Here is a 19,825-nt window from a genome sequence, read left to right as displayed (position 1 = left end):
ACAGTGGACGCTCAATCTCGGCCGATCGCGTTGTCGTTTCGCGATGCGCACGGTCTGCTCCGCGCCCTGCTGGTCGCGCTCCCCGCATCGTCGTTGATGTTGCTGGTACTGGGTTTTCTCGCCAGACACCCGACCGCCGCCGAGTGGGCCCGTTTCGGCGGGCTGGCCGGTTTCGCGGTGCTGCAAGGAGAACTGTCGCGTCAGGTCGAACGCGCGCGCCGCCGCTACGGCAGCTACGGCGTGGTTTCGATGACCTCGGTGTGGATCATGGCCGCCGCGATCACGCTGCCGCTGCCGCTGTGCCTCGCGCTGGTGCCGATCATTTACGGCCACCTGTACTTCCGCGCCTGGCGCGGCACGAGCGACTACATGCTGCCGAACCGCGTCGTCTACAACATCGGCATGCACGCGTGGACCCTCGCGGTGAGCCACGTCGTGCTCGCCGGGTTCACCTTGGCGGCACCGTCCACGGTGGGGGTCACGCCGCACACCGCCGTGCTCGCCGCCGTCGCGGTGCTCGCCTACTTCGGCGTCAACGGCGTGCTCGTCGCGATCGGCCTGCACCTGCGCGGGCAGCAGACGCTGACCGGGTACTTCCTGCGCCTGCACGAAGCGACGCTCGAACTGAGCATGCTGGCGCTCGGCGTGGTGGTCGGGCTGATCGTGGTGAGCGCGCCCGCGCTGATCCCGTTCGTGCTGCTGCCCGTGGTGGTGATGCACCGCGCGGCGTTGACGCGGCAGTTGCAGAAGGCCGCCGAAACCGACGCGAAGACCGGCCTCGCGAACGCGGCGTCCTGGCAGGCGCAGGCGGACGACGCGCTGCGCGCCGCCGCCCGCGACCACGCGCAGGCCGGGGTGCTGATGCTGGACCTGGACTTCTTCAAGAAGGTCAACGACACCTACGGCCATTACGCCGGCGACGACGTGCTCGCCGCCGTCGGCGAAATGCTGCGCACCGATCTGCGCCGGTTCGACGTGCCGGGCCGCTTCGGCGGCGAGGAGTTCGCCGTGCTGCTGCCCGGCACCGACCACGCGGGCACGATGCGGATCGCCGAACGGCTCCGGCAGCGCGTCACCGAACTGGAGGTGCGCACCGAAGACGGCAACGGCACCCCGGTGACCGTCACCGGCCTGTCGGCGTCGATCGGCGCCGCCCTGTACCCGGACCACGGCACCGAGGTCAGGGCCTGCCTGCGCGCCGCGGACCAGTTCGTCTACCGAGCGAAGCGGACCGGCCGCAACCGCGTGGTCGGCGAGGATCGCCCGGCCGTACCCACCCCGAGGCTGGCCACGGTGACCCCGGTGATGACCTGCTCGTAGCTACCGCTGGGCAGTGAGAAAGGCAGTCCAGGAGGCGGGGGAGACCAGGAGGGCGCCTCCGGTTCGGTCCTTGGTGTCGCGGATGCCGACGGCTGTCGGCGCAACCGCCACCTCGACACACTCGGTCTCCGTGCCGCTGTAGCTGGACTTTTGCCACTGTGGCAAGGCCACCTCGACGCAGTTGCCCTGTGTGCCGCTGTAGCTGGACTTGCGCCACCGAGTGTCACCAAGATCCATGTTGTTTCACCCTTTGCCGTAGTCCGCCGCCACCGAGGCTAGGAAGTCTTGCGATTCTCCTGGTCCGAGTGCTTTCGCTACCAGGCTATCGGTTGCCTCCTGAAACGGCGCTACCTCCTCAGGTGCATCCAGAAACAACGATGACTGCTTGTGCTCCAGGTGCACGATGGTCCGGGCCTTGGTGAATTCCAGAACGACATAGGTGCCATTCAGACCGGTATGAGGCCCGGCTGAGAACGGGAGGACCCGGATGTCGATGTGCGGCCTCGTGGCGGACCGGATGAGATGAGCAACTTGAGCCGCCATCACTGCCGCACCACCAACCGGCCTTCGGAGCGCGGCTTCATCGATGATCGCCAGGTAAGCGGGCGGGCGAGGCTTGGAAAGTATCGCTTGCCGACCAAGGCGAGTTGCTACGCGCGCTTCGGAATCCTCCTCGGAGATGTCGCCCGCCGCCATTACCGCGCGGGTGTACTCGGGAATCTGCAGCAGGCCCGGCACCAGCAGCATGGAGGCGTGCACTATCCGGGTCGCCTCGCCCTCGAAGCGGATCAGGGCGGGGAGTTGCTGGGGTAGGGGTGTGCCGGTGGTTTCCCACCAGCCGGGCAGGTGCTGCTCGCGGGACAGGGACAGCAATCGGTCGCGCTCGGGCCCGGTCACCTTGTAGGCCACGCAGAGCGCCGACACGTCCTCGGGCTCGATCGCCTTGCCGCCGTTCTCCAAGCGGTTCAATGTGGATGCGGACATGCCGACGAGCTTCGCCGCGTCGCGGGTGTTGAATCCCGCCTCCGCGCGCAGCTCTTTGAGTTCGGTCGCCAGGCTGCGCATCCGCGCGGTAGCGTGCTTGGTGTTCATGGGGTCCCCTCCTCGAACTTGGAGCCCATCTCACCGGGAACACATGATTTGTGCCATCACACGATCGGATGCGCTGTTTCAGGTCCCGGGACAACAGTGTGTTGTGCCACCGTGGAATGCATGACTTCGGAAGCGGACAAGGTCCTCGCGGAAGCGATCCGGCTGGGGCAGAGCAAGTTCACCCGGGAACAGGTCGGCGCGGTATTGCGGACCTGGGCCAGGGAAAATCCGCCGCGCCGGTTCGCGTTGTGCGGTTTCATCGAGGACGAACACGGCCCGGACTGCGAACTCCTCGCCTGGGGCCTGGGTTTCGAGGACCACGCGATCGCGCAGTCCGTCGACTCCGGGCTGCACGGACGGTTCAAATCAGCGGAGAGCGCGCGCCAGCTCTTCGGCATCGGTCGCGATGTCGAACTGGTGTGGGTCGATGCCCCCGCCACCTGAATCTGTTACGCGGCGCGGGGTTGTGCGGTGTGGATGGTGTTGGTTCGGGGTCTTCGCCAGGGATCGAGGAATTCGGGTGGGGTGAACTCGGGCATCCCGTTGACCATGCGGACTTTCCAGTCGCTGTTGTGCAGCAAGCGGTGGTGGTGCCCGCAGAGCAAGACGAGGTTGCCGAGGTCGGTTTTGCCGCCGTTCCACCATTCTCGGACGTGGTGGGCGTCGCAGTGTCGGGGCTTCCGGGTGCAGCCCGGAAAAGCGCAACCGCCGTCGCGGATGGCGAGCATGAGGCGGAGGCCTTCGGTCACGATTCGCTTGGCGCGCCCGTATTCCAGGGGTTGCCCGTCGGTGCCGAGCACGGCGGGGATGACTTTGCAGTCACAGGCGAGGATGCGGGCTTCGCTCGCGGTGATGCCGGTGACCAGGTCCAGGCAAGCCTGCCCGAGTCCTTTCTGGAGCAACTCCAGCGGGATCGTGACGACGATGTCGCCTCGGGTGCTGCTGTGGTTCGGCGCATCCGGATGGCTTGCCGCGAGGTTGACCATCTCCATGAAGGCATCCCCGTAGCGCTCGTCTTTGCCACGCACCAGGGGGTTGTCCTCTTTGTGGGGCAGTGCCAGGGGTTCCAGGAGTGCGAGGGTTTTCGCGCCGGACGCCGGGTCGAGATAGCCGTCGAACTTGATCGAGCCGTCTTTGCCTTGCCGGTACCGGAAAGCGCGTTTGGGTTCGGGGGTGTCGCGGGGTTCGGCGCCGTCGGGGTCGAGGGTGTCGCGCAACCGCTGACCCGCGGCGGCGACCTCCGCCGCGGTCGCGTTCCGAGCGAGATCGACCAAAGTCTTCTCGGTCTTCTCCCGCTCCTCGACCGGCACGGTCTCTGGGATCGCCTGCAGCGCCGACACAATCCCATCCACATGCAGTGGCGAAATCGCTCCCTCGGCAGCGGCTGCTCCGGTCAACGGCGCAGCGGCGGGAATCTCCGCGCCGCCAACACTGCGACCGGGGTTGACCGCGAGCGCCCGCGCCACCAACTTGCGCACCGCGGTCGAAGAAGTCCGCGCGATCTCCGCCACCAACGCTGTGGTGGAGGGGTACCCAAGTTCGTGTGAGCCGCCGTTGTCCAGTTCCGCGATCACCTGGCAGACCCGGAATTCCTGCTGCCACAAGGACATCATCTCTTCCCGCAGCAGCGCGGCTTTCTCGCCCGCGGCGAGCTGCCACAGCTCCCGCTGCGGTACAAGGGAAGAGTTCTCGGACACGACTCCATTCTATCGCCGTCGCATACAAGTTCGACTGGTCCATCCAGGTGAAACCAAATAAAAGTCCAAAGTGGACAACGAAAATCAAGAATATGTTTCGCAATAAAGATTCAGGTTTGCGAAACGGGAAGCCAGGTACCTCAGGTCTCTCGCCTCTTTCGGTCCAAAGCTTTCTTTAGGCCGCAGCTGAACCTGGCGACCGGCGCCGAGGGCCTCGTAACGGGTAGCCGGGCTTCTCAAGTCTCTCGACTCTTTCAGTCCGAAGCCTTCTTTAGGCCGCAGCTGAACCTGGCGACCGGCGCCGAGGACTTCGTAACGGGTAGCCGGGCTTCTCAAGTCTCTCGACTCTTTCAGTCCGAAGCCTTCTTTAGGCCGCAGCCGAGCCTGGCGACCGGCGCCGAGACCCCAACCAACCAAGTGCCACCGCACCCGCCGCCAGAAAACACGCGGATCACCGACCAGCAGAAGACCAATCATGCGCCACAGCGCATCGCCGGAACTCTGCCACGAGCCTGGCACCCTCATCCGCCCGAGTAGCCAGTACGGTTTTGCTCGGCGCGATTCCCCGGAGCGGGACCAGGTCCAAATCGGGACGGACGAGTTGGCTGTGGCTCTGCGCGACGACGGCGAGCGTTTGACCCGACGCGACGAGTTCCCACGTGTCGTCGAGTGCGGGCATCGGGGGTCCGGCCGGAGCGTTTGGGCGCGGGTCGAGGCGCCAGAAGGCCCGTACCTCGGGGTCGAGGTCGGGGACCCAGGGCATCGGTTCGTCGGCGATGTCCTGCCTCGTGACGAATTCCCGGCCTGCCAGGCGGTGATCGCGGGGAACAACGAGGAGGCGCGGTTCCTCGTGCAGTGGCGTGACGTGCAGGCCCGCTGCCGGGAACGGCATGCGTACGACGGCGGCGTCCACCTGGCGGTTCAGCAGGACCTCGGCCGGGCGCAGCCAGCCCAGGTGTCTCGTGTGGACGGTGACGTCCGGATGCCGGTCGCGGAATTCGCGGACTACCGGGGTGACGACGATGCCGGGTGAGTAGCCGACCGTCAGCGAGCCGCCCCCGGGGAAGTCGCGCGCGGCCGCGGTGGCCTCGGCCGCCGCGCGCAGCAGCGCTCGCGCCTTGGGCAGGAACGCCTCGCCTGCTTCGCTGAGCTGAGCCCCTTGAGCTGTCCGGTCCAGCAGCTTTACGCCGAGCTGCTTTTCGAGATCGCGGATCTGCCTGCTCAGCGTGGGTTGCCCGACGTGCAGTGCCGCGGCGGCCCGGCCGAAGTGCGCGTGTTCGGCGACCACCACGAAGTACCGGACCACGCGGAGGTCGAGGTCCGGCGACGGCGTGAACTCACCCACCGCCGAATCGTAACCGGAAGGCCCGATGCTCGCGGGGCATGAGCCTTGCGAAACCGGCATTGGATTCCACGGCCGACGGGGAGCTACGTTGAGTCCACAAGCGACAGGAGCGCGAAGTGAGTGCGAAGTGGCCAGGGGACAAGCGAACCGCGGTGATGATCACCGTGGCGCTGGAGCTGTGGTCGCCGGGAAACTGGCCCCCCTATGCCCCGATGGCGGCCGCGTGGCCGATGCCGGGATTGTACGACGCGCACAGCGTTTCCTGGTCGGAGTACGGGGCGACGACGGGGGTCTTCCGCCTGCTCGACATCCTGCGCGCGCACGGAACGACCGCCACGGTCGGGATCAACGCCCTCGTGGCCGAACGGTTTCCCGAGGCTGTGTCCGCGGTGTACGAGGCGGGGCACGAGGTCGCCGCCCATTCCTACGCGCAGGACGTCCTGCCGGTAGCTCTCGACACCGCGGCCGAGCGCGAGAACATCCGCACCTGCACGGAGATCCTCGAAACCGTGGGAGGAGCGCGTCCGGTCGGCTGGATGAGCCCTCGGGCCTCGGCCTCACCGCACACCGCGGAACTGCTGGCCGAGGCCGGGTACACGTGGTCAGGCGATTACCACGACCACGAACTGCCCCGAGTGGTGCCGACACCCGCGGGTCCGCTCGTAGCCATCATGCACAGCGAATATTCCGACGTCCGCTTTTCCGGCGCCCCTCGCGCGTTCCTGGACGTGCACACGGATTTGCTCGACCACGTGGTGAGCGCGCCGGGCCCCGGAATCCTCAACGTGACCGTCCACGCGCACGTCGGCGGCCGTCCGCTGCTGTCGGACATGGTCGACCGGCTCCTCGACCGCATCGACGAGCACCGGGACGACGTCTGGCTCGCCACCCACCAGCAGGTCGCGGACCTGATCCTCGACAACCACCCCACCTGAGCGGAGGAACGATGGGTCGCACCCTCGTCATCGGCGGAACCGGCGCCATGGGCAGCCGCGTCGTCCGGCGGCTCCTGCGAGCGCCGGACGCGGAGGTAGCCGTGTTCACCCGTGATCCTTCCTCTTCAGGGGCAAGGAAGATCGACGACCGGGTTCGGCTCGTCGCCGGTGACCTGAACGCGCCCGACACCGTCGCGGCGGCCATGCGTGGCGTGGACCGGGTCTTCTGCAACACGGACTTCTTCGGCACCAGGAGCGTGCTGGCCGAACACCGCCAAGGAATCGCGGTTCTCGAAGCGGCGAGGGCCGCGTCGGTCGACAGGTTCATCTGGTCCTCGCTCGACCACGCCGCCGTTCTCACGGCCGGGAACACCCCCGTTCCCCACTACGACGCGAAAGCTTCGGTCGCGGCGCACATCGGCACCCTCCGCTCCGAGGAGATGATGCGGCGAGAGACCGACGCGTGGTTCACCGAGCACGTTTCGATCCTCACGACGTCTTCGTACTTCGAGAACCTCCAGTCGCGGCTCTACCCCCAGCCGGGCGTGCTTCCCGACGGCCGTGACGGCCTGGTGTTCGCGCTTCCCCTCGGCACGGGGACGTATCCGCTCATCGGCCTGGACGACATCGCCTGGTTCGCCTGCTTCATGTTCGACCACTGGCAAGAATGGGGAAGCCGCGACCTGGCGGTCACCGCGGACAGCCTCACCGGCGACGAGATCGCCGAAACCTTCGAACGGGTCACCGGAAATGCGAGCGCCTACCAGCCCCTGTCACTGGCCGAGCTGGAAGCGTCCGTGCCGGTCGCCGGGCACGACTTCGCCGCCATGTTCCGGTTCTTCCAGGAACGGGACGTCTTCCGCCGCGACCGCGACAGCGCACTGCTGCGCCGGATCCATCCCGGGATGATGACCTTCGAGGACTGGCTCCGGACCACCGGATGGGACGGCGGCAGGCAGGACGTGCAGCAGTTTCGCCCGCGCCGGTGAGACGGCGCGGGCGAAGGGAGAAAAAAAGGGTCAGTTCTTTCCGTAGCCCGCACGCCGCAACGCGTCCGCGAGCGCGCCGCCGCCACCGGAGTTGCCGCCCCGATCCCGGCCGCCGCCGCGTTGCTGCCCGCCGCGGCCCTGTCCCTGACGCTGGCCGCCACCGCCTTGCTGACGCGGCCCGCCCTGACGGCCACCGGAGCCGGAGCCGCCGGAGGAGCGGCCGCCAGCGCCCGGTTCGTCGTCCAGTCGCAGGGTCAGCGAGATGCGCTTGCGCGGGATGTCGACTTCCAGGACCTTCACCTTCACGATGTCGCCCGGCTTCACGACCTCGCGCGGGTCCTTCACGAAGTTCTTCGACAGCGCGGAAACGTGCGCGAGCCCGTCCTGGTGCACGCCGACGTCGATGAACGCGCCGAACGCGGCCACGTTCGTGACGACGCCTTCCAGGCGCATGCCCGGCTTCAGGTCCGAGATCTTGTCGACGCCTTCGGCGAAGGTGGCCGTCTTGAACGCGGGCCGCGGGTCGCGGCCGGGCTTCTCCAGCTCGGCGAGGATGTCGGTGACGGTCGGCAGCCCGAAGGTCTCGTCCACGAACTGCTTGGGCTGCAACGACTTCAGCGTGCGCGTGTCCCCGATCAGGGTCGGCAGCTCCTTGCCCGTCGCCGAAAGAATGCGCCGCACCACCGGGTACGACTCCGGGTGCACCGCCGAGGTGTCGAGCGGGTCCTCGCCGCCGGGGATCCGGAGGAAGCCCGCGCACTGCTCGAACGCCTTCGGGCCCAGCCGCGCGACGCCCTTGAGCTGCTCGCGCGAGCGGAACGGGCCGTTTTCGTCGCGGTGGCCGACGATGTTCTCCGCGAGCCCCGTGGTGATCCCGGAAACGCGGGTCAGCAGCGGCGCCGACGCGGTGTTCACGTCCACGCCCACCGCGTTCACGCAGTCTTCGACCACGGCGTCGAGCGAACGCGACAGCGAGCTTTCCGACAGGTCGTGCTGGTACTGGCCGACGCCGATCGACTTCGGGTCGATCTTCACCAGCTCCGCGAGCGGGTCCTGCAGACGGCGCGCGATCGACACCGCGCCCCGCAGCGACACGTCCATGCCGGGCAGTTCCTGCGACGCGAACGCCGACGCCGAGTACACCGAGGCGCCCGCCTCGGACACGACGGCCTTCGTCAGCTTCAGCTCCGGGTGCTTCTTGATCAGCTCGGCGGCCAGCTTGTCCGTCTCGCGCGACGCGGTGCCGTTGCCGATCGAGATCAGGTCGACGCTGTGCTTCGCGCACAGCACGGCCAGCTCGGCGATCGAGGCGTCCCACTTGTTCGCGGGCTGGTGCGGGTAGATCACGTGCGTGGCGACGACCTTGCCGGTCGCGTCGACCACGGCGACCTTCACCCCGGTGCGGAAACCCGGGTCGAGCCCCATCGTGGCGCGCGTGCCCGCGGGCGCGGCGAGCAGCAGGTCGCGCAGGTTCGAGGCGAACACGCGCACGGCCTCGTCCTCGGCGGACTGGCGCAGCCGCAGCCGCAGGTCGATCCCGAGGTGCAGCAGGATCTTGGTGCGCCACGCCCAGCGGACCGTGTCGTTGAGCCACTTGTCCGCGGGACGGCCCTGATCGGAAATGCCGAAGCGCTGCGCGATGCGGCGCTCGTAGTCGGTCGGCCCGGCCTTCGGCTCGTCCGAGGGCTCCTCCGGCTCGACGGTCAGGTCGAGGACTTCTTCCTTCTCCCCGCGGAACATCGCGAGGATCCGGTGTGAGGGCATTTTCGTGAACGGCTCGGAGAAGTCGAAGTAGTCCGAGAACTTCGCGCCCTCTTCTTCCTTGCCCTTGCGGACCTTCGAGCCGAGGTGGCCCTGGCCCCACATCTTCTCGCGCAGCTCGCCGATCAGGTCCGCGTCCTCGCCGAAGCGCTCCACCAGGATCGCCCGCGCGCCGTCCAGCGCGGCCTGCGCGTCCGCGACGCCCTTGTCCGCGTCGACGAACACCGCGGCCGCCGCCTGCGGCTCGGTCGACGGGTCGTTCAGCAGGCCGTCGGCGAGCGGTTCGAGACCCGCTTCGCGCGCGATCTGGGCCTTCGTGCGGCGCTTCGGCTTGTAGGGGAGGTAGATGTCCTCCAGCCGCGACTTGGTCTCCGCCGCCATGATCTGCGCTTCGAGCGCCTCGTCGAGCTTGCCCTGGCTCCGGATCGACTCCAGCACCGCGACTCGGCGCTCGTCGAGCTCACGCAGATAGCGCAGGCGCTCCTCGAGCGTGCGCAGCTGCGCGTCGTCGAGCATGCCGGTGACTTCCTTGCGGTACCGCGCGATGAACGGCACCGTCGAACCGCCGTCGAGCAGGTCGACGGCGGCCTTGACCTGCCCTTCGCCCACGCCGAGCTCTTCGGCGATCTTCTGCTGAACCGACTGCACGACCTGTGTCACGTTCCTCGTCCGCCCTCTCGATGAAGTCCGAAGGGCATTCTGCCCGTGCGGACGTGCCGTCCGGAACACCCCCCGGGACTTCGAGCGGGCCATCCCTCACACGGGGGTGATCGGCAACCGCAGCGCGCCGGGCGCGGCCGCGGGCACTACGGGGTTCTTCGGCGCCACCGCGCGAAGCCTGCGGTATCCGGCGCCGAGCGGCGGCCGTTCGTCGGCGTCACCCTTGTTCGGCCAGAACGACATCGCGCGCTCCGCCTGCGCGGTGATCGTCAGCGACGGGTTCACGCCGAGGTTCGCCGAAATCGCCGAGCCGTCCACGACGTGCAGCCCCGGATGCCCGTAGAGGCGCTGGTACGGATCGAGCACCCCGGTGTCCGGCCCGTCGCCGATCGCGCAGCCGCCGATGAAGTGCCCGGTGACCGGGATGTTGACGAAATCGGTCCACGCGCCCTGCGGGATGCCGTCGATCTTCGCCGCCACCCGCCGCGCCACCTCGTGCCCGGCCGGGATCCACTCCGGCGACGGCGCGCCGACGCCCTGCTTCGTCGTCATCCGCCTGCCGAACAGGCCGCGCCGCGTGTAGGTGGTCACCGAGTTGTCCAGCGCCTGCATCACCAGCAGGCCGATCATCCGCTCGGAGAAGCGCCGCACGCTCAGGATCCGCACCAGGTGCCGCCGCTCGCGCACCAGTTCGCGCAGCCCGAGCGCCCAGCGCTTCCGGCCGGGTTCGGCGTCGACGAGCACGGTGGCGAGCATGCCGAGCAGATTGCTGCCCTTGCCGTAGCGCACGGGTTCGACATGCGTGACCGTGTCCGGGTGGATCGACGAGGTGATCGCGACGCCCCGGGTGAAATCGGTGTCGTTCCGCTTCGACTTCGCCGCGAGCACCGCCTCGGAATTGGTCCTCGCCAGCATGCCCAGCCGCGGCGAAATCCGCGGGAGCGCGCCGGTGTCGCGCTGCCGGTGCAGCAGCCGCTGCGTGCCGAGCGAGGCCGCGGCGAACACCACCTGGTCCGCGGTGAACGCGCGCCCGCGGCGCCCGAACCACCGGCCGGTCCGCTCGGTCTCCACCCGGTAGCCCGCGCCGTCGGGGCGCACCGACGTCACGGTGGTCAGCGGGTGCACCACCGCGCCCGCGCGCTCTGCCAGGTAAAGATAGTTCTTCACCAGCGTGTTCTTCGCGCCGTGACGGCAGCCCGTCATGCACTGGCCGCACTGGCGGCAGGCACGCCGTTCCGGCCCGGCGCCACCGAAGAACGGGTCGGGAACCCGAGCGCCTGGCTCGCCGAAGAGCACGCCGACCGGGGTGCGCCGGTAGGTGTGCCCGATCCCCATCTCGTCCGCGACCTCCTTCAGCACCTCGTCGGCCTCGGTCGTCAGCGGGTTCTCCGTGACGCCCAGCATCCGCTTCGCCTGGTCGTAGTGCGGCGCCAGCTCCGCGCGCCAGTCCGTGATGTGCGCCCACTGCGGGTCGCGGTAGAAGGCGTCCGGCGGTTCGTAGAGCGTGTTCGCGTAGACGAGCGAGCCGCCGCCCACCCCGGTCCCGCTCATCACGAAGGTGTTCTTCAGCAGGGTCAGGCGCTGGATCCCGAAGCAGCCGAACTTCGGCGCCCACAGGTACTTCCGCACCCGCCACGAGGTCTTCGCGAACTCGTCGTCGGCGAACCGCCGCCCCGCCTCCAGCACGCCGACGCGGTACCCCTTCTCGGTCAGCCGCAACGCGGTGACGCTGCCGCCGAACCCGGACCCGATCACCAGCACGTCGTAGTCGCTCACGAGGTCACCACCCGGTAGTCGCCGAGGTCGAGTTCGCGCGTCCGCCGGTGGTACTCGCTGACCAGGCCCGGCCAGTTCGTGGTGACGCGCCCGTCGTCGGTCCGGTACCAGCTCGAACACGTCGTCCACACGGTGTCCGCCAGCCTGCGCTGGATCTCCTCGTCGAAGCGCCGTGCCACTTCGGTGTGGACATCCAAATAGGACACGTCCGGTTTGGACAGTGCCTCGACGGCCTGCCGGATGTAGCGGGCCTGGCGTTCGATCATGTACACGATGGACCCGGTGCCGAGGTTCGTGTTGGGGCCGTAGACGCAGAACAGGTTCGGGTACCCCGGCACCGCCATGCCGAGGTAGGCGTGCGCGCCCTTGTCCCAGTCCGCGGCCAGCTCACGGCCGCCGAGCCCGCGCACGTCCAGCTCGCCGAGGAAATCCGTGGCGGCGAACCCGGTGCCGTAGATCAGCACGTCGGCCTCGTGCTCGGTGCCGTCGGCCGTCCGGACGCCGCGCGGGGTGATCTCGATGATCTTCTCGGTCTCCACGGTGACGTTCGGCTTCGTGAGCGCGGGGAGGTAGTCGTTGGTGAACAGGATCCGCTTGCAGCCCATCTGGTAGCGCGGTTCGACCTTCGCCCGCAGCGCGCGGTCCTTCACGTAGCGGCGGCGCAGCTGCGCGGTCCGCAGCTCGAACCCCTTGGCCAGCCACGGTTTCCGGGTCAGCGCGTAGGTCGCGTACTCGCCGAGCAGCCAGATCCGCAGCCGCCCGAAACCTTGCGCCGGCGGCAGCGTGCGGAACAGCCGGTGCTGCCACGGCCGGTAGCGGGTGTCGTGCTTCGCCATGATGTACGGCGGCGTTCGCTGGAAAACGGTCAGCTTCCCGGCCTCCGGCTGGATTTCGGGCACGAACTGGATCGCGCTCGCGCCGGTCCCGATCACCGCGACCCGCTTGCCGGTGAGATCGCACCCGTGGTCCCACCGCGCGGAGTGGAAAGCGGTGCCTTCAAAGGATTCCTGTCCCGGGATGTCCGGCCACACCGGACGCGAGAGCTGACCGACCGCGGGGACGAACACGCGCGCGTCGTAGTCCCCGGTGTCGGTGTGGACGCGCCAGCGCGCGGTCCGCTCGTCGAAGGTCGCGCCGGTGACCGTCACACCGAACCGCAGGTGCGGGGTGAGCCCGTACTTCTCGACGACGCGCTTCAGGTAGGCGTGGATGTCGGGCTGCTGCGAATACCGCTTCGGCCAGTGCGGGTTCTGCTCGTAGGAGAACGAATACAGCGGTGACGGGATGTCGCACGCCGCGCCGGGGTAGGTGTTCTCGCGCCACACCCCGCCGACCTCGGCCGCCCGCTCGAGGATCACGAAGTCGTCGAAACCGGCCCGCTTCAGCTCGATCGCGGTGCCGATCCCGCCGAACCCGCTGCCGACGATCACCACCGACTTCGTTGTACCCATAGGGCGACGTTACGACGCCATCTCCCTGGATTGAAGGCTCACCGCGGCCACGGAATCGAGACTTCCGGCCATTCGGATCGCGTGGTTGCCAAGTCTTGCCGAGGATCACAAAAAGATCGCAAGTCGCCAACCGACGTGGTTCACACGCGTCTTACGGGTAAAGGGCTCGGCAGAGGGGAACCCGGCTAGGGACTTCCCGCCAGCGACGAAGGAGAGCGAGACGATGACGAAGAGGACCAGTACCGCGACCCTGGTGCTCGCCGCGGCGATCGGCGTCGGCGGGCTCCTGTCCGCCTGCGGTGGCGGCAACACCGGGTCCGCCCCGCAGCAGGCCGCGGCGCCGACCACGGAATCCTCCACGTCCGCACCGGCCACCGGCTCCGCGCCGCCCTCGTCCAGCCCGGCCCCCAGCTCCCAGCCGAAGGGGCAGCCCGACGGCGGCGACGCCCAGGACGGCCCCACCGCTCCCGGCACCTGCAAGGCAGGGGAGCTGAAGGTCTCGCTGACCTCCGGCGACGGCGCGGGCGCTGGCAGCACCTTCCCGAACCTGCAGTTCACCAACACCGGCAGCCGGACCTGCACGCTCCAGGGCTCGCCCGGCGTGTCGTTCGTGACCGGCACCAACGGCGCCCAGGTCGGCAAGCCCGCCACCCGCGAGCCGAAGGGCAAGGGCAAGGTGGTGACGCTCGCGCCGGGCAAGAGCGCGGCCAGCCCGCTCAAGATCGCGCGCACCGAGATGTACGGGCCGGAGTGCAAGCCGACCGACGTCCGCGGCCTCCGCGTGTACGCGCCGGGCGACACCGCCGCCATGTTCGTCGAGGACGCCCAGCAGGCCTGCTCGGCGGCCAACGAGAGCCAGCTTTCCGCCAACGTGGTCCGTTAATCCGTTTCGAACCGGATGTCGTGGTCCTCGGCCGCGGGCTCGGCGAACTTCAGCAGCCGCGCCCCGGCCGAGGACAGCGCCGTCGTGTCGCGTTTGGACAGTCGCTCGAACGGCGTGACCACCAGCGTCGCGCGCGTGCCGTCCTTGACCGTCTTCCAGGTCCCCTTGATCATGCCGCCCGCCAGCACGGTGCCGGGGATGACCGCGTTCTTCGTGATCAACCGCTTGCGGTGCTCGTCGGACAGCACGCGCGTGCGATCGGCGTAGGACAGCACGAGCTGGTCGTAGGCACCGAGGAACCGGGGCGGCGCCGGGGTGTCCGGATCGGGGCGCGGCGCGTCCGGCAGGTCGACCAGCTCCCGGCCCTGCTCGTCGCGAAACACGCGCAGCCGCGGCCGCAGCCGGTCGACGACTTCGCCCAGCCGGGTGATTCCCGCCCACACCTGCACGTCGGCGACCGACGCGGGCCCGAACGCGCCGAGGTAGCGCAGTACCAGCCCGTCGAAATCCGGCTCGCCCTGCTCGCGGCCGAGCCAGTCCTCCGCGGTCGCGTAGGCGGGCTGCCCCGCCTTGCCCCACACGCCGCGCGGCGGAACCTGGACCAGCGGCAGCAGGTTCCGCGCGGCGAACATCAGCGAGGACGGCGCCCGGCCAGGCCAGCGTTCGGCGAGCGCCTTGCCCAGCTCCGCCGAGGTGTGCGTGCGCTCGGCGAGCAGCTTGCGCGCGGTCTTCGCGAAGTCGTCGAGGTCGAGGCCCGCGATTTCCGGCGTGTGCTGGTTGGCGGCGCGCAGCGACTGCGCCAGCACCGGCTGCACGGCGGGACGCCACGCCAGGCAGTCGTCCGCGGTGACCAGGTGGACCGTGCCGCGCATGAGCGCCGTCCGCACCACCGACCGGTCCAGGATGAGTTTCGACAGGTCGCCGGGGGAGAAGCCGGACAGCCGGGCCCACAGCGCGTAGTACGGCGGAAAAGGTGCCTGCGCCTGCAAACCGGCGAGGTGGCGGATCGCGTCCAGCGCGGACATCGGCGAGCGGCGCAGGAGCAGCTGCCTGGCGAGCGTGGCCCGGTTGAGCGCGCGCGAACTGAGCACGGAGCTGGTCATGATCGCAGCTTAACCGGCATTGCGGCCAGTTCCCGTCCGCAATCGGCAACGAGTGGCCAGGACGGCGCGGAGGACCAATAATTCCGGCCATGGCAGAGCTAGCCGCGCCCGCGGTCCGCGACTGGGACTTCCCGCGCAGCGCCGCGAGCGTCGCGCTGATCAGCCGGTTCGGCGCCGAACGCGGCCTCGGCGTGGACGCGATGCTGCGCGGGACCGCCCTGGACCCGGCGCGGCTGCGCGATCCCGAGCTCCAGGTCGACGCGCGCCAGGAGCTGGCCGTGGTCCGCAACCTCGTGCGCGCGGTCGGGGAGCGCGCCGACAGCACCGCGCTCGACCTCGGCTGCCGCTACCGGGTCACCACGTTCGGCATCTTCGGCTTCGCCTGCGTCAGCAGCCCCACCCTGCGCGACGCGATGACCTTCGCGCTGCGCTACCTCGATCTCAGCTTCACCTTCTGCATCCCGCGCGTCGCGGTCGAAGGCGACGTGATCACGCTGACCATGCACGACGACAAGGTGCCCGGCGACGTCGCGCGCTTCCTGGTGCTGCGCGACCTGTCGGCGATCGTCACCGTGCTGCGGGACCTGCTGCCCGCGATCGAGCTGCGGACGCTGACCTTCCGGCACCCCACACCGTCCACAACGGACTCCTACCACAAGGTTTTCCGCATCGTGCCGGTGTTTTCCGCGCCGAGCTGCGCGACGACCATCGACGCCGGCTTCCTCGGCCACCCGCTGCCGCAGGCGAACGAGCACACCGTCGCGATCTGCGAGGCGCAGTGCCGCGCGATGGTCACGCGCCGCCGCCGCCGGTCCGGGATCGCCCACGAGGTAAGGGAACGGCTGATCAGGGTCGGCGGCGTCGACTCGGGCATGGACGAGGTCGCCAGGTGGCTCGCGATGAGCCCCCGCACCCTGCGCCGCCGCCTCACCGAGGCGGGCACGAGCTACCGCGGCCTCGTCGACGAAGTGCGCCAGACCCTCGCCGAGGAAATGCTCGCCACCGGCGCGCTGTCGGTCGAGGACGTCGCCGTGCGGCTCGGCTACGCCGAAGCGTCGAGCTTCATCTACGCCTTCAAGCGCTGGACCGGCACCACCCCCGCCGCGTTCGCCCGCCGCCCCGCGCGCTGAGGGGCCGTTACCCAACCGGAACGAACCGCTGGTAACCAACGGGATCCCCGCCGCGACGGACCCTCCATAGAACGGCGGTGGGGGCGTCATGACAACGGAATCGAGGGGGGCGCGCCGGTCGGTCACGGTGCGCCTCGAACGCCGGTGCGTGCGGATCGGCACCGGCGAGGTACTCGTCTACCCGGGAATCCTGCTCATCCGCCGTATCGACGGGACACCGGTCGCGCGAACCTGGCTGCCGGTGGGCGAGGACCCGTCCGATGCCGACGACGAGCACCTCATCCGCGAACTGCACGAAGCACTCCTGTGGCAGTCCGGCTGGCAGGCGGACCCACCGCTCATTTCGTAGGCGGCAAGCGCAGTCCGTCGAAGGCGATTTTGCAGACGGCGTCGGCGAGTTCGCCGCCGTCGCCGCGGCGGGGGCGGTACCACTCGATGAGCGAGTTGACCATGCCGAACAGCAGCCTGCTCGTCACCGCGGGGTCCACGTCCGCGCGCACGTCGCCCTCGGCGGCGGCCTGCTTGACCAGTTCCGTCACGATCCGGTCGAACTCGCGCCGCCTGGCCAGCGCGGCCCGTTCCACCTTGGTGTTGCCGCGCACCCGCAGCAGCAGCGTGACGAACGGCAACCGGTCCGAGAGCACCCCGATACTGCCCCGTACCAACAGTTCCAGCCGGTCGATCGCGCGGCCCGGCGCCGATCCCGCTTCGTCGGCGATCTCGAACAACCCGTCGAGCGCCCTGTCCACCGCGAGCCGCAGCAGTTCGTCCTTGCTGCGCACATGGTGGTAGATCGCGGATTTCGTGATGCCGAGCTTGCGGGAGAGGTCTTCCATGCTCGTGCCGTCGTACCCGCGTTCGTTGAACAGCTTGACGGCGACCCGCAGCAGGGATTCCAGGTCGTAACCGGGCCGCCCGCGCCGCGCGGGCCTGGTATCGCCGGTCATCGGCCCTCGTCCCGCCGGTCGAGCACGCGGCGCATCTTGCCGACGGACCGCTCCAGCGTGTCCGGGTCGACCACTTCGACGCCGACGGTCACGCCGACGGCGTCCTTCACCCGCGCGACGAGTTCGGCCGCCGCGCCGCCGCGCCGGTCCGCTGGCGTGCCGTGCCTCGCCTCCACGTGCACGGTCAGGTGGTCCATGCGGCCCTGCCGGGTGCGCACGAGCTGGAAGTGCGGCGCCAGGCCCTCGACGCGCAGCACGACCTCCTCGATCTGCGTGGGGAACACGTTGACCCCGCGCAGGATGATCATGTCGTCGGTGCGCCCGGTGACCTTCTCCATGCGCCGGAACGCCGGCCGCGCGGTCCCGGGCAGCAGGCGCGTCAGATCGCGCGTGCGGTACCGGATGATCGGCATCGCCTGCTTGGTGAGCGAGGTGAACAGCAGCTCGCCGCGCTCGCCGCCGGGCAGCACCTGTTCGGTGAACGGGTCGATCACCTCCGGCAGGAAGTGGTCCTCCCAGACGTGCAGGCCGTCCTTGGCCTCCACGCATTCCTGCGCCACCCCGGGACCCATCACTTCGGACAGTCCGTAGATGTCGACCGCGTCGAGCCCCGCCCGCTCCTCGATCTCCGCGCGCATCTGCTCCGTCCACGGCTCGGCGCCGAAAATCCCCACCTTCAGCGAGCTTTCCCGCGGATCGAGCCCCTGCCGTTCGAACTCGTCGAGCAGCGTCAGCAGGTACGACGGCGTGACCATGATGATCTCGGGGCGGAAGTCGGTGATGATCCGCACCTGCCGCGAGGTCATCCCGCCCGACGCGGGAACCACGGTGCAGCCCAGTTTTTCGGCGCCGTAGTGCGCGCCGAGGCCACCGGTGAACAAGCCGTAGCCGTAGGCGACGTGCACCGTGTCGCCCGGTTTCCCGCCCGCCGCGCGGATCGAGCGCGCCATCACCGTCGCCCACACGTCGAGATCGTCCTCTGTGTACCCCACCACCGTCGGCTTCCCGGTGGTGCCGCTGGAGGCGTGGATCCGCCGCACCTTCGCCTTCGGCACCGCGAACATCCCGAACGGGTAGTGCTCGCGCAGGTCCTGCTTCGTGGTGAACGGGAACTTCGCCAGGTCGGCCAGCTCGCGGCAGTCCTCCGGGCGCACACCCGCGTCGTCGAACTTCTTCGTGTAGCAGGGCACGTTCTGGTACGCGTGCTTCAGTGTCCATTGCAGACGGTTGAGCTGGCGCGCGTGCAGCTCGTCGGCGCTGAGCCGCTCGGCGTCGTCCTGCGTCATGGTCCGGTCCGTTCTCGCTCGATCACCCTGCTGCGCCCCCGGAACTCGGCGATCACGGTGTCGCCGCGGCGGACCGTCACGTCGTAGATACCGCTGCGCCCGTACCGCGTCCGCTCCTCCGCGGTCGCCACGAGTTCGTCCCCGAGCTTCGCAGGCGCGACGAAGGAGATCTCGGCACCCGCCGCGACCGTCACCGGACCGTGACTGTTGCAGGCGCAGGCGAACGTGGTGTCGGCGAGCAGGAACACGTACCCGCCGTGCGCGATGTCGTGCCCGTTGACCATGGTGCGGGTGACCGAGAGCCGCGCGACCGCACGGCCGTCACCGGCTTCCACCAGCTCGATGCCCAGCGCGCGCGAAGCTTCGTCGACTTCGAACATGGCATGCGCGGCGTTGCGCGTCATGGTCACCGCCTTGCCAACTGACCGAATGGACGGTTAATAGTGTGTCGTCATGTAAAGGGAGTGACCGCGCGGTGTCAAGACGGGAGTCTCACAGTGGAGGAAACGATCGGCGTCATCGGCGGCGGGCGGATGGGCGCGGGCATCGCGCAGTCCTTCGCGGCGGCGGGTGCCGCGGTGGTGGTCGTCGAAAGTGACGCGAGCGCGGCGGACGCGGCACGGGCGCGCGTCGAGACCGGCCTGAAGCGCGCCGCGGAACGGGGAAAGCTCACGGGCACACCCGAGGACGTCCTCGTGCGCGTCGAGACGGTCACGGACATCGCGGCGCTTCCGTCCTCCGCGGCGCTCGTCGTCGAAGCCGTCCCGGAGGACGTCCGGCTCAAGATCTCCGTGCTGACCGCGGCCGAACGCGCGGTGGGGGAGGGCACGGTGCTCGCCACGAACACCAGCGCGCTCAGCGTCGGCGAACTCGGGGCCGCGCTGTCCGGCGCCACCCGGTTCCTCGGTACGCACTTCTTCAACCCGGTCCCGCCGTCCAAGCTCGTCGAGGTCGTCACCCACGCGGGCACCGATCCCGCCGTGCTGGACCGCGTCACGGGCTGGGTGCGCGAACTCGGCAAGACCGCGGTCGTGGTGCGCGACTCGCCGGGGTTCGCGACCAGCAGGCTCGGCGTGGCGCTCGGGCTGGAGGCGATCAGGATGCTCGCCGAGGGCGTCGCCGACGCCGAGGCGATCGACAACGCGATGGAGCTGGGCTACGGGCACCCGATGGGACCGCTGCGCACCACCGACCTCGTCGGCCTCGACGTCCGGCTCGCGATCGCCGAGCACCTGAGCGAGGTGCTCGGCGACCGGTTCGCGCCGCCGGAGCTGCTGCGCGAAAAGGTGGAAAAGCGCGAGCTGGGCCGCAAGTCCGGCAAGGGGTTCCACACCTGGTCGTGAGCGATGGGGTTTCGTCCCGCGTGGCCAGCGGCTAAGATGAATTACTGAACGTACGGTTGGTAATTCAGTCGGTTTGGTACTTCAGCGCTCTCGGTGAGAGGTCGGAA

19 protein-coding genes are annotated in these 19,825 nt (G+C 69.2%); 8 read left to right on the top strand and 11 right to left on the bottom strand.

The features are described 5' to 3' along the window. Positions 1–3 precede the first annotated feature (3 nt). Positions 4–1,320: a GGDEF domain-containing protein gene (locus tag HUW46_RS08895; RefSeq protein ID WP_215546841.1), complete on the top strand. Its 1,317-nt coding sequence runs from the start codon at positions 4–6 to the stop codon at positions 1,318–1,320. On the opposite strand, the gene HUW46_RS08890 is transcribed toward HUW46_RS08895, so the two are convergent. Both HUW46_RS08890 and HUW46_RS08885 read right to left on the bottom strand, forming a co-directional pair. Further along, a complete protein-coding gene (locus tag HUW46_RS08890) occupies positions 1,321–1,557 on the bottom strand; it encodes a DUF397 domain-containing protein (RefSeq protein WP_215546840.1) in 237 nt (78 codons plus the stop codon). 6 nt (positions 1,558–1,563) lie between these two features. Further along, positions 1,564–2,412, bottom strand: coding sequence for a helix-turn-helix domain-containing protein (locus HUW46_RS08885; protein WP_215546839.1), 849 nt, complete (start codon positions 2,410–2,412; stop codon positions 1,564–1,566). 120 nt (positions 2,413–2,532) lie between these two features. On the opposite strand from HUW46_RS08885, the gene HUW46_RS08880 reads away from it, so the two are divergent. Further along, entirely contained in the window at positions 2,533–2,856 is a 324-nt protein-coding gene (locus HUW46_RS08880; protein WP_215546838.1) for a hypothetical protein, read from the top strand. 5 nt (positions 2,857–2,861) lie between these two features. Here the strand turns inward: HUW46_RS08880 and HUW46_RS08875 are convergent, their stop codons facing one another. Together HUW46_RS08875 and HUW46_RS08870 are read right to left on the bottom strand one after the other, a co-directional pair. Further along, a complete protein-coding gene (locus HUW46_RS08875; protein WP_254125960.1) occupies positions 2,862–4,016 on the bottom strand; it encodes an HNH endonuclease signature motif containing protein in 1,155 nt (384 codons plus the stop codon). Positions 4,017–4,560: 544 nt separating this feature from the next. After that, positions 4,561–5,454 carry a LysR substrate-binding domain-containing protein gene (locus HUW46_RS08870; RefSeq protein WP_254125959.1) on the bottom strand — a complete coding sequence of 298 codons (894 nt, stop codon included), beginning with the start codon at positions 5,452–5,454 and terminating at the stop codon, positions 4,561–4,563. 116 nt (positions 5,455–5,570) lie between these two features. Between HUW46_RS08870 and HUW46_RS08865 the strand changes: the two genes are divergently transcribed. Together HUW46_RS08865 and HUW46_RS08860 are read left to right on the top strand one after the other, a co-directional pair. After that, the gene (locus tag HUW46_RS08865) at positions 5,571–6,389 is read left to right on the top strand and encodes a polysaccharide deacetylase family protein (RefSeq protein ID WP_254125957.1); all 819 of its coding nucleotides are present in this window, start codon (positions 5,571–5,573) and stop codon (positions 6,387–6,389) included. Between the two features lie 11 nt (positions 6,390–6,400). After that, on the top strand, positions 6,401–7,378 hold the full coding sequence (locus HUW46_RS08860; protein ID WP_215546835.1) for an NmrA family NAD(P)-binding protein: 978 nt from the start codon (positions 6,401–6,403) through the stop codon (positions 7,376–7,378). A 30-nt stretch (positions 7,379–7,408) separates the two neighbouring features. Here the strand turns inward: HUW46_RS08860 and HUW46_RS08855 are convergent, their stop codons facing one another. The 3 genes from HUW46_RS08855 to HUW46_RS08845 all read right to left on the bottom strand — a co-directional run bounded on the left by HUW46_RS08855 (position 7,409) and on the right by HUW46_RS08845 (position 13,026). Next, positions 7,409–9,799 (bottom strand): Tex family protein, encoded by a 2,391-nt coding sequence (locus HUW46_RS08855; RefSeq protein WP_254125955.1) that lies wholly within the window; start codon positions 9,797–9,799, stop codon positions 7,409–7,411. A 96-nt stretch (positions 9,800–9,895) separates the two neighbouring features. Beyond that, on the bottom strand, positions 9,896–11,575 hold the full coding sequence (locus HUW46_RS08850) for an FAD-dependent oxidoreductase (RefSeq protein WP_215546833.1): 1,680 nt from the start codon (positions 11,573–11,575) through the stop codon (positions 9,896–9,898). Next, positions 11,572–13,026 carry a flavin-containing monooxygenase gene (locus tag HUW46_RS08845; protein WP_215546832.1) on the bottom strand — a complete coding sequence of 485 codons (1,455 nt, stop codon included), beginning with the start codon at positions 13,024–13,026 and terminating at the stop codon, positions 11,572–11,574. The genes HUW46_RS08850 and HUW46_RS08845 overlap by 4 nt, the downstream gene beginning before the upstream one ends. A 223-nt stretch (positions 13,027–13,249) precedes the next feature. On the opposite strand from HUW46_RS08845, the gene HUW46_RS08840 reads away from it, so the two are divergent. Then, on the top strand, positions 13,250–13,909 hold the full coding sequence (locus tag HUW46_RS08840; RefSeq protein ID WP_215546831.1) for a DUF4232 domain-containing protein: 660 nt from the start codon (positions 13,250–13,252) through the stop codon (positions 13,907–13,909). Here HUW46_RS08840 and HUW46_RS08835 read toward each other — a convergent pair. Beyond that, a complete protein-coding gene (locus HUW46_RS08835) occupies positions 13,906–15,012 on the bottom strand; it encodes a winged helix DNA-binding domain-containing protein (RefSeq protein ID WP_215546830.1) in 1,107 nt (368 codons plus the stop codon). The two genes, HUW46_RS08840 and HUW46_RS08835, sit on opposite strands and share 4 nt — an antisense overlap. A gap of 89 nt (positions 15,013–15,101) precedes the next feature. Here HUW46_RS08835 and HUW46_RS08830 point away from each other — a divergent pair, with 89 nt between their 5' ends. Both HUW46_RS08830 and HUW46_RS08825 read left to right on the top strand, forming a co-directional pair. Further along, positions 15,102–16,142 (top strand): AraC family transcriptional regulator, encoded by a 1,041-nt coding sequence (locus tag HUW46_RS08830; RefSeq protein ID WP_215546829.1) that lies wholly within the window; start codon positions 15,102–15,104, stop codon positions 16,140–16,142. An 88-nt stretch (positions 16,143–16,230) separates the two neighbouring features. Then, on the top strand, positions 16,231–16,491 hold the full coding sequence (locus tag HUW46_RS08825; RefSeq protein ID WP_215546828.1) for a hypothetical protein: 261 nt from the start codon (positions 16,231–16,233) through the stop codon (positions 16,489–16,491). Here the strand turns inward: HUW46_RS08825 and HUW46_RS08820 are convergent. Genes HUW46_RS08820 through paaI form a run of 3 tightly spaced genes read right to left on the bottom strand, consistent with a single transcriptional unit; the run spans position 16,481 to position 18,755 of the window. After that, entirely contained in the window at positions 16,481–17,089 is a 609-nt protein-coding gene (locus HUW46_RS08820) for a TetR/AcrR family transcriptional regulator (RefSeq protein WP_215546827.1), read from the bottom strand. The two genes, HUW46_RS08825 and HUW46_RS08820, sit on opposite strands and share 11 nt — an antisense overlap. Then, positions 17,086–18,375, bottom strand: a complete 1,290-nt coding sequence (gene paaK, locus HUW46_RS08815) for a phenylacetate--CoA ligase PaaK (RefSeq protein WP_215546826.1) — start codon at positions 18,373–18,375, stop codon at positions 17,086–17,088. The genes HUW46_RS08820 and paaK overlap by 4 nt, the downstream gene beginning before the upstream one ends. Beyond that, positions 18,372–18,755, bottom strand: a complete 384-nt coding sequence (gene paaI / locus HUW46_RS08810; RefSeq protein WP_442860969.1) for a hydroxyphenylacetyl-CoA thioesterase PaaI — start codon at positions 18,753–18,755, stop codon at positions 18,372–18,374. The genes paaK and paaI overlap by 4 nt, the downstream gene beginning before the upstream one ends. Positions 18,756–18,872: 117 nt before the next feature. Here paaI and HUW46_RS08805 point away from each other — a divergent pair, with 117 nt between their 5' ends. Next, a complete protein-coding gene (locus HUW46_RS08805) occupies positions 18,873–19,718 on the top strand; it encodes a 3-hydroxyacyl-CoA dehydrogenase family protein (protein WP_256451422.1) in 846 nt (281 codons plus the stop codon). Positions 19,719–19,825 lie beyond the last annotated feature (107 nt).

The sequence above is a fragment of the Amycolatopsis sp. CA-230715 genome (genome assembly GCF_018736145.1).
Lineage (GTDB): Bacteria > Actinomycetota > Actinomycetes > Mycobacteriales > Pseudonocardiaceae > Amycolatopsis.
The sequence above is the reverse complement of the archived record's forward strand: the minus strand, read 5'-3'. Positions and strand labels throughout refer to the sequence as shown.

What these genes read in the sequence shown, in the direction of transcription:
- HUW46_RS08885 (WP_215546839.1), bottom strand. Translation starts at nt 2,412, where the DNA reads ATGAACACCAAGCACGCTACCGCGCGGATGCGCAGCCTGGCGACCGAA.
- paaI (WP_442860969.1), bottom strand. Translation starts at nt 18,755, where the DNA reads ATGTTCGAAGTCGACGAAGCTTCGCGCGCGCTGGGCATCGAGCTGGTG.
- paaK (WP_215546826.1), bottom strand. Translation starts at nt 18,375, where the DNA reads ATGACGCAGGACGACGCCGAGCGGCTCAGCGCCGACGAGCTGCACGCG.
- HUW46_RS08820 (WP_215546827.1), bottom strand. Translation starts at nt 17,089, where the DNA reads ATGACCGGCGATACCAGGCCCGCGCGGCGCGGGCGGCCCGGTTACGAC.
- HUW46_RS08830 (WP_215546829.1), top strand. Translation starts at nt 15,102, where the DNA reads ATGGCAGAGCTAGCCGCGCCCGCGGTCCGCGACTGGGACTTCCCGCGC.
- HUW46_RS08880 (WP_215546838.1), top strand. Translation starts at nt 2,533, where the DNA reads ATGACTTCGGAAGCGGACAAGGTCCTCGCGGAAGCGATCCGGCTGGGG.
- HUW46_RS08825 (WP_215546828.1), top strand. Translation starts at nt 16,231, where the DNA reads ATGACAACGGAATCGAGGGGGGCGCGCCGGTCGGTCACGGTGCGCCTC.
- HUW46_RS08835 (WP_215546830.1), bottom strand. Translation starts at nt 15,012, where the DNA reads ATGACCAGCTCCGTGCTCAGTTCGCGCGCGCTCAACCGGGCCACGCTC.
- HUW46_RS08860 (WP_215546835.1), top strand. Translation starts at nt 6,401, where the DNA reads ATGGGTCGCACCCTCGTCATCGGCGGAACCGGCGCCATGGGCAGCCGC.
- HUW46_RS08845 (WP_215546832.1), bottom strand. Translation starts at nt 13,026, where the DNA reads ATGGGTACAACGAAGTCGGTGGTGATCGTCGGCAGCGGGTTCGGCGGG.
- HUW46_RS08840 (WP_215546831.1), top strand. Translation starts at nt 13,250, where the DNA reads ATGACGAAGAGGACCAGTACCGCGACCCTGGTGCTCGCCGCGGCGATC.
- HUW46_RS08890 (WP_215546840.1), bottom strand. Translation starts at nt 1,557, where the DNA reads ATGGATCTTGGTGACACTCGGTGGCGCAAGTCCAGCTACAGCGGCACA.